Source organism: Actinomadura sp. CNU-125, from assembly GCF_001942465.1.
In the GTDB taxonomy this organism is placed as follows: domain Bacteria; phylum Actinomycetota; class Actinomycetes; order Streptosporangiales; family Streptosporangiaceae; genus Spirillospora.
The window spans coordinates 1-6,596 of the sequence record NZ_MKJY01000285.1; the positions used below are offsets into that span (position 1 = coordinate 1).

A 6,596-nucleotide genomic window follows, 5' to 3' on the forward strand; every position below is an offset into this window, starting at 1 on the left:
CCCGTCCGCATCCCTTGCCCCCTCCCCGTGACCGGGACGCGCGGCGGGCGTCGTCGGCGTCGGCGTCCAGGCCGCGCTCGTCCGGATGCCTGGCGTGCGGGCATTCGCTCGTCCACCACGACTCCGGGCCGCGCGGCGGATGCACCTGGAGCCGGGCGGGCTGGCGCTTCGAGCGCGTGCACCGCGACGACGACCAGGTCACCGGGTGGACCGACGAGCGCCGGTGGGATCCGGGCACCCCGTGCGGGTGCCCCGCGTACGTCGATCCCGGCTGACCCCCGGCCCGGCTTCCGTCCCGGCGAGGTTCGCGTATCCGGTGTGTGTCGAGTCCGTCGCGAAGGGTAGTAGCCGGGCGAAGCAACACGATCGGGGGTTCGTGGTGCGGAAACGGAATGTCGCCATTTTCGCCGCCGGGCTGCTCCTCCTCGCGGGATGCGGGGGAGCGGAGCGGCCGCGGGCCGAGCAGGCCGGACGGAACGCGGCCCTGCGGGACGGCTCGGCTCCGAAGACCTCGCGGTCGGCGCGTCCGGCGCCCCGCGAGATCGACTGCGCGAAGGTCAGGTGCGTCGCGCTGACGTTCGACGACGGGCCCGGCCCGCACACGCCGGAACTGCTCGACACGCTGCGCCGCGCCGGGGCGCGCGCCACGTTCTTCGTGCAGGGCCTGCACGTGCCCGAGCATCCCGCCGTGGTCCGGCGGATGGTCGCGGAGGGCCACGAGATCGGCAACCACACCTGGAACCACCCGAACCTGACGACGCTGTCGCCCGGCGAGATCCGGTCGCAGATCGAGCGGACGCAGCGGGCGGTGAAGGACGCGGCCGGGGTGGTGCCCGCGATGATGCGGCCCCCGTACCGGGGGATCAACGAGCAGGTCATCGAGACCGTCGGGATGCCGGTGATCCTCTGGAGCGTCGACCCGCAGGACTGGCGGCGCGACGACGTCGCCCGCAACGTGAAGATCGGCCTACGCGACTCCGGGCGCGGCGACATCGTCCTCTACCACGACGTCCACGCGACGACCGTCCAGGCGATGCCGAAGATCGTGACCGGCCTGCAGAAGCAGGGGTTCACGCTCGTGACCGTCTCGGAGCTGTTCGGTGGGCGGCGCCTCAAGGCGGGCGAGGTCTACACCGAGCGCGAGATCGAGTCGACGCCCGTCACGGCGCAGCCGCCGCCGTCCGGTTCCCCGGCGGGGCCGCAGGTCACTCCCGGACGGTGAACCGGGCGCGGCTTCGCGGCGTCTCCAGTTCGGTTGGAACCGACCGGAACGGAGTTCGCCGTGGAATCATCGCCCGCCGATCGCGACACCGAGTCACCGTCGGCCCCGCCCGAGCCGACGCCCGTGATCGTGCGGCGGCTGGAGCGGCGGTCGGCCTGGGCGCCGGGCGCCGTCGCGGCGTTCGTCGGCGTCGTCTTCGCCGTCGTCGGGGTGTCCGCCGCCGACGAGGACGGGGGCCTCTTCCTGACGATCGTGCTCGGCGTCGTGGGCGCTCCGCTCATCGTGCTCGGGTTCATGGTCGTGGTGGGCGTCTGGCGCGCGCGCACGGAGATCGGACCGGACGGCGTCCGCAACCGTGCCCTGTTCGCCGAGAAGTTCGTCGCCTGGGACGACGTCCGGGGCGTCAGCGGCACCGACACCGCGCCCCGCGTGATCACGCTCGTCCGGGACGGCGGCCGGAACGTGACGCTGGCGGCCGTCCGTGACGACGGCACGGCCCCGGACGGACTGGGGTTCGACGACATCGCGGAACTCGTCCGTGCGCGCGCGTCCGTCCCCGCGGACGCCGAGCCGTCCGCGTCCGCGCGGCCGCTGTCGCTGCGCCCGTCCCGGCGGCCGCTGCTGTGGATCGTCCCGGTGTGGCTGCTCGCCGGGGTCGGGGTGCTCCAGGCCGACCGCGTGGTCCTGGTGTTCTTCGGCACCTACTTCGTGTGGGTGGCGGTCTTCGTCGTCGCGCACGTCCTCAAGCTGCTGCGCGGCCGCACCGACGCCGACGCGGACGGGCTGCGCAACCGGCTGATGCTGCGGACCAGGACGTTCGCGTGGCGCGACGTCCAGAGCCTGACGGTGACGGCCACCCTCTTCGGACGGATCACGGTCGTGCGGCTCGCCGGCGGCAAGCGGTTCCATCTCGCCGCGCCGCGCGAGGGGCTCCTCGGCCGGGACCCGCGCTTCGACGACGCGCTCGAAACGATGCGGGCGCTCGCGGGCCCCGACCGCCGGGTGGTGGTGAGCGGCGGCGGCGTCCGGGCGGCCCGCATAGTGCTGTGGGTGCTGCTGCTGATCCCCTTGGCCGCGGGAGTGGCGGGCGCGGTCGGCGGCTGAGCGCCGGAACCGCCCGTCAGGACGTCTCGCGGGGGCGGCGGCGCGGCGGCGGCCGGGGCGGGACGACCTTGGCCGCGACCATCGCGTCCTCGTCGACCTCGGCGAGTTCACCGTTCCTGCGGCGCACCGCGAGAACCTTGTTGGACCACGATTCGAGTACGCCGACCACGTCGCTGTACTCTCCCGTTGGCAGACGACGGCGCAGCGAGATCCGCTGTCCCACGTCCGCGTCGCTGATGGAGACCACCATGCGCGCGGCGAAGCGGCCGGCCATGTGGGACCCCCGTGTCGAATCGGCTGCGCGGTCGTGGCCATACTATTCACAGGCAGCTTGCGGTGAGCCGTGCACGTGCGGCGGGGCCGAAATCCGAGAGGAGTCACTGACGTGACCTACGTCATCGCGCAGCCCTGCGTGGATCTGCTCGACAAGGCATGCATCGAGGAGTGCCCGGTCGACTGCATCTACGAGGGGAAGCGCCAGCTCTACATCCACCCGGACGAGTGCGTCGACTGCGGTGCGTGCGAGCCGGTCTGCCCGGTGGAGGCCATCTACTACGAGGACGACGTCCCGAGCAGTGGAAGGACTTCTACAAGGTCAACGTGGAGTTCTTCGACGACCTCGGTTCCCCCGGCGGCGCGTCCAAGGTCGGCAAGATCGACAAGGACCACCCGATCGTGGCCGCGCTGCCGCCGCAGAGCCAGGAAGACTGACGCGGGACCGATAACGACCGAGAGCGGCTGAGGTCGACCGAGAACGATCGGTACGACGCGGCCGTTCGTGCGCGTGCGGCGCACCGTCCCCCCGGGTCCGCCGGCCGGGGCCGGGGCGCCGCACGTCCGTTTGAGAGGGGTGCAGGTGTTCACGCTGCCGGACTTCCCGTGGGATCGGCTCGCGCCGTACAAGGAGCGCGCCGCCGCGCATCCCGGCGGCATCGTCGACCTGTCGGTCGGGACGCCCGTGGACCCCACCCCCGAGCCGATCCGGGAGGCCCTCGCGGCCGCCGCCGACGCGCCCGGCTACCCGCAGACGTACGGGACGCCCGCGCTGCGCGAGTCCGTCGCGGGCTGGCTGCGCGCCGCGCGGGGGCGACGGGCGCCGATCCGGACGCCGTCCTGCCGGTGATCGGGACGAAGGAGCTGGTGGCGTGGCTGCCGACGCTGCTCGGCACCGGCCCCGGCGACACCGTCGTCTTCCCCGAGCTGGCCTACCCGACGTACGACGTGGGCGCGCGGCTGTGCGGCGCGGAGCGCGTCGCGACCGACGGGCTGCTGGCCCTCGGGCCCGTCACGCCCAAGATCGTCTGGGTGAACTCGCCGTCGAACCCGACCGGGAAGGTGCTGCCCGCCGAGCACCTGCGCAAGGTCGTCGCGTGGGCGCGCGGCCGGGGCGCGATCGTCGTCAGCGACGAGTGCTACCTGGAGTTCGGCTGGGACGACGCCAACCCGCCGGTGTCGATCCTGCACCCGGACGTGTGCGACGGCTCCCACGAGGGGCTGCTCGCCGTCAACTCGCTGTCGAAGCGCTCGAACCTCGCGGGCTACCGCGCCGGATTCGTCACCGGTGACCTCGCCCTGGTGAAGCGGCTGCTGGAGGTCCGCAAGCACGCCGGGATGATCGTCCCGGCGCCCGTCCAGGCCGCGATGACGGTCGCGTTCGACGACGACGCGCACGTCGAGGAGCAGCGCGCCCGGTACGCGCGGCGCCGCGCCGCGCTGCGCGCCGCGTTCGAGGGCCACGGGTTCCGGATCGACCACTCCGAGGCGTCCCTGTACCTGTGGGCGACGCGGGACGAACCGTGCTGGGACACCGTCGCGCACCTGGCGGACCTCGGGATCAGCGTCGGCCCGGGCGACTTCTACGGGACGGGCGGCGCCCGGCACGTCCGGGTCGCGTTCACCGCCACCGACGAGCGCGTGGCGGCGGCCGTCGAGCGGCTCTGAACGATCCCCGGGCGCGGCGCGCGTGCGGCGTCCGGCGGCATCGGGCACACCATCTATTAACGGACGAAACCGATTGTTATTTTGTCGCGTCTGATTGCGGTATGGGCGTGCGGGGCCACAGTCGGTAGGATCCCGCACGTCGCCGACACGGGAAGCCCCCGTGTCCTGCCCGATCGTCGTGGGACGGAGGAACCGTGGGCGAGACCGCGATAGTGGTCCTTCTGGCGCTGATCCTGGTCGCCCTGGTGGCGCTGATCGTCGTCCTGGTGCGGCGCCGGTCCGGCGCGGGCGCCGGGACGGCGGAACCGGAGGCCGTGCCCCGCGACCCGTTCGCCGCTGAGGACGAGGCGGGGGGCGACCCGCGGACCATCAAGGCCGGGGACATGATCGAGTACCTCGGCGTCCGCTACTTCGTGCGCGGCTCGCTGCGGATGCGCGAGGGCGGCTACACCTGGGCCGAGCACCTGCTGGACGCCGACCAGATCGAAGGCGTGAAGGTGTGGGTGTCGGTCGAGGAGGACCCCGACCTCGAAGTCGTCTGGTGGACCGAAACCGAAATGGGCGACATGTCGCCCAGCAAGAAGACGATCACCCTGGACGGCGTCGAGTACCGCCGCGAGGAGCACGGCACCGCCGACTACGACAGCGAGGGCACCACCGGCCTCGGCGTGAAGGGCCGCGTCGAGTACGCCGACTACACCGCCCCCAAGGGCCGCTACCTGTCGTTCGAGCAGTACGGCGGCGGCCAGTGGGAGGCCGGGCTCGGCGAACGCGTCCCCACCGGCGCCCTCACGATCTACCCCGGCGGCGGCTGATCCGTGCTCACCACCCTCGACACCCCCTACGCCGACGCGAGCGCCGACGGCCTGTCGTTCGCGCTCGGCCTGCCCCCGCTCGACGCGCTCGCCGTGCTGCCCGTCCGGCGCGGTGAGCTGACCGTCCAGTTCCGCCTCCTCGGCGCGTCCCACCAGGTCATCGCGGGACCGCTCAGCGAGACCGTCGCCTGCCTGGACGGCCCCGCCGAGCCGCTGCCCGGACGCACGAGCACCACTTTGCCCGGATGGGCGTACGAATTCACCGCGACGACCGCCCGGCACGACGACGACGCCGCCTTCGGCCGGGCCGTCGAGGCGGTGTGCGCGCGGCTGGCGGACCGCGGCGACGCGCTGATCGGGGCCTTCCCCGGGGCGCGGCACGCCGTCACCGCCCTCGCACTGGAGGAGACGGCAGAGGAGACCGGCATGCAGTGGCGGACCTGGCACGCCTACCCGCAGACCCGGGAGATCGTGATGACGCGGAGCCGGCTGGTGAGACCATGAACAGGAAATACTGGACGATCGGCGCGGTGTCGGTCTCCATCGTGGCCGTGATCGTGCTCATCGCGGTCGTCACGAGAGACAAATCCCCCGAGAAGTGGATCGCGGACAAGTACAAGCGGGTCTCGTCCGACACCTACCGGTCGCCGAAGAAGCCGGCGGCGGTCGCCGGGGAGATCCGCAAGGAACTCAAGCCGATCGACCGGGTGAACGACATGACGACCCTCGGCAACCGGGGCGGCGTCTTCCTGCGCTACCCCAAGCACGTCGTGGCCGTCCTCCCGTACGGCGCGGGCAGCCGCATCACCGTCGACTCCGCGAGCCGCGGCTACAGCCGCTACCACACCCATGTCGGCGGGCACTGGAGCACGCCGGGCAGCAACGGCTGGAACAGCAGAGGATCCGCGTCGTTCCGCGGCGGCGGGCCCGGGTCGGGCAAGTGAGGAGCAAGCGATGAACGACATCCTGCACGACGGCGGCGCCACCCTCGCCTACGGCGCGCTCGGCCTGGCCCTGATGGTGCTCGGCTACCTGGTCGTCGAGGTGACGACCCCGGGACGGCTCGGCCACCAGATCTGGACGGAGGGCAACCGGGGCGCCGCACTGCTCCTCGCGGTCAAGCTCCTCGGCGTCGGCGCGATCGTCACCACCGCGATCGTCACCAGCGAGAACGATCTGGGCGACGGGCTGATCGGCACCGCCGTCTACGGCGTCCTCGGCATCATCATCATGATCATCGCCTTCTACGCGATCGACGTGCTGACCCCCGGCAAGCTCGGCGCGATCCTGGTCGGCGGCGAGCAGATCCACCCGGCCGGGTGGGTCGTCGCCGCCGCCGACCTGGCCGTGGCCGCGATCGTGTGCGGGGCGGTCTCCTGACGTCCCGCGATCTCGACGAGGCCGCGCGTCCGCCGCGAACGCGGACGAGGCGGCCCGTCCCGTTTCCGACGGCGGGGACGAGCGCGGCGGCGACGAGCGCGGCGGCGCCGAGCGCGGCGACGAGAGCGCGGCGG

At 72.7% G+C, this 6,596-nt stretch carries 8 protein-coding genes and 2 pseudogenes; 9 read left to right on the top strand and 1 reads right to left on the bottom strand.

Translation table 11 applies throughout. From position 1 onward, the window contains the following. The 3 genes from BJF79_RS62085 to BJF79_RS28810 form a co-directional block, all read left to right on the top strand. Positions 1–275, top strand: a 275-nt coding sequence (locus BJF79_RS62085) for a hypothetical protein (protein ID WP_262402715.1), incomplete at its 5' end; no start/stop codon positions are given. A gap of 104 nt (positions 276–379) precedes the next feature. Then, positions 380–1,222 carry a polysaccharide deacetylase family protein gene (locus BJF79_RS28805; protein ID WP_262402716.1) on the top strand — a complete coding sequence of 281 codons (843 nt, stop codon included), beginning with the start codon at positions 380–382 and terminating at the stop codon, positions 1,220–1,222. Positions 1,223–1,282: 60 nt separating this feature from the next. Then, a complete protein-coding gene (locus BJF79_RS28810; RefSeq protein ID WP_143220280.1) occupies positions 1,283–2,326 on the top strand; it encodes a PH domain-containing protein in 1,044 nt (347 codons plus the stop codon). A gap of 16 nt (positions 2,327–2,342) precedes the next feature. On the opposite strand, the gene BJF79_RS28815 is transcribed toward BJF79_RS28810, so the two are convergent. Next, positions 2,343–2,600 carry a hypothetical protein gene (locus BJF79_RS28815; protein WP_075902065.1) on the bottom strand — a complete coding sequence of 86 codons (258 nt, stop codon included), beginning with the start codon at positions 2,598–2,600 and terminating at the stop codon, positions 2,343–2,345. 111 nt (positions 2,601–2,711) lie between these two features. Here BJF79_RS28815 and fdxA point away from each other — a divergent pair. From fdxA to BJF79_RS28845, 6 genes and pseudogenes are all read left to right on the top strand, one after another. After that, a pseudogene (gene fdxA / locus BJF79_RS28820) lies at positions 2,712–3,037 on the top strand (ferredoxin). A 145-nt stretch (positions 3,038–3,182) separates the two neighbouring features. Beyond that, positions 3,183–4,267 (top strand): annotated as a pseudogene (gene dapC / locus BJF79_RS28825) (succinyldiaminopimelate transaminase). Positions 4,268–4,461: 194 nt separating this feature from the next. Next, positions 4,462–5,082 carry a DUF4178 domain-containing protein gene (locus BJF79_RS28830; RefSeq protein WP_075902067.1) on the top strand — a complete coding sequence of 207 codons (621 nt, stop codon included), beginning with the start codon at positions 4,462–4,464 and terminating at the stop codon, positions 5,080–5,082. Between the two features lie 3 nt (positions 5,083–5,085). Beyond that, positions 5,086–5,586 (top strand): DUF2617 family protein, encoded by a 501-nt coding sequence (locus BJF79_RS28835; RefSeq protein ID WP_075902069.1) that lies wholly within the window; start codon positions 5,086–5,088, stop codon positions 5,584–5,586. Continuing rightward, entirely contained in the window at positions 5,583–6,026 is a 444-nt protein-coding gene (locus BJF79_RS28840; protein ID WP_075902071.1) for a DUF4247 domain-containing protein, read from the top strand. The genes BJF79_RS28835 and BJF79_RS28840 overlap by 4 nt, the downstream gene beginning before the upstream one ends. Before the next feature lie 10 nt (positions 6,027–6,036). Continuing rightward, positions 6,037–6,462, top strand: a complete 426-nt coding sequence (locus BJF79_RS28845) for a DUF350 domain-containing protein (protein ID WP_075902073.1) — start codon at positions 6,037–6,039, stop codon at positions 6,460–6,462. Positions 6,463–6,596: the final 134 nt, after the last annotated feature.